This window comes from Endozoicomonas sp. ALE010 (assembly GCF_049310165.1).
Taxonomy (GTDB): domain Bacteria; phylum Pseudomonadota; class Gammaproteobacteria; order Pseudomonadales; family Endozoicomonadaceae; genus Endozoicomonas.
Map to the genome: position 1 here is coordinate 1 of NZ_JBLYNV010000188.1, position 1,371 is coordinate 1,371.

Annotated in this window: 1 protein-coding gene; it reads left to right on the forward strand. The window is 55.8% G+C overall.

Annotation, left to right across the window (positions count from 1 at the left end; translation table 11 throughout):
- Positions 1-1,371, forward strand: a 1,371-nt coding sequence (locus ACO6UY_RS24680) for a DUF1601 domain-containing protein (protein ID WP_422491706.1), incomplete at both ends; no start/stop codon positions are given.

Genomic DNA, 1,371 nt, shown 5'->3' on the forward strand with positions numbered 1-1,371 from the left:
CGGAACAAAGCCAGCTGATACGTATGCTGCAAAATTTTACCCCAACACGGCGTTGGGATTGGCGAAGCCTGACGACAACTCTTCATTCATTTACTTCAGCGGGTGTTTTTACCCCTTATAAACCCATGCATGAGCGTGTTCAGTTCACTCAAGCTGCCTTATTGTCAACTCTGCTTGATGCAATAATATTTAACTGCTACCAAAAACCTGGAGCCCGGGATATTGATGCCCGGGGAATCACCAGCCTGCTGTGGGCCATGGCGAAACTGGTGGACAACGGGCAGAAGCAGACACCAGAGTTCAAAAAGGCCGTGGCCGCCCTGTTGCCCCTTGTGAACGTACAGAAAGACCAATTCAATCCCCAGGGTATCGCCAACCTGCTGTGGGCCATGGCGAAACTGGTGGACAACGGGGATTGGACACCAGAGATCAACGAGGCCGTTGCCGCGTTGTTATCCCGGGTGAACGCACAGAAAGCTAACTTTAACCCACAGGAAATCTCTAACCTGCTGTGGGCCATGGCGAAACTGGTGGACAGCGGGCTGGAGCGGACACCAGAGCTCAAGGAGGCCGTAGCTGTGCTACTGCCTCACGTTAACATACAGAAAGACCAATTTATTCCTCAGGCTATCGCCAACCTGCTGTGGGCCATGGCGAAACTGGTGGACAAGGGGCTGGAGCAGACACCAAAGCTCAACAAGGCCGTGGCCGCGTTGTTGCCCAAGGTGAACACTCAGAAAGCTAACTTTAACACACAGGAAATCACCAACCTGCTGTGGACCATGGCCAAACTGGTGGACAGCGGACAGGAGCGGACACCGGGGCTCAACGAGGCCATGGCTGCGCTGTTGCCCCAGGTGAACGCACAGAAAGACCTGTTTAATGCCCAGGCTATTGTCAACCTGCTGTGGGCCATGGCGAAACTGGTGGACAACGGGCTGAAGCGGACACCAGGGCTCAAAGAGGCCGTGGCCGCCCTGTTGCCCCTCGTAAACGCACAGAAAAACCAGGTTAATCCCCAGGGCATTGTCAACCTGCTGTCGGCTATGGCGAAACTGGTGGCAAACGGGCTGGAGCGGACACCAGGGCTCAAAGAGGCGGTGGTGGCGCTGTTACCCCATGTGAACGCACAGAAAGGCCAATTTACTGCCCAGGGAATCGCCAACCTGCTGTGGGCCATGGCGAAACTGGTGGACTATGGGCTGAAGCAAACATCAGGGCTCAAAGAGGCCGTGGCCGGGCTGTTGCCCCAGGTGCAGGCACAGAAAGACCAATTTAACCCTCAGAATATCGCCAACCTGCTGTGGGCCATGGCGAAACTGGTGGACAACGGGCTGGAGCAAACACCGGGGCTCAACGAAGCCCTGGTCG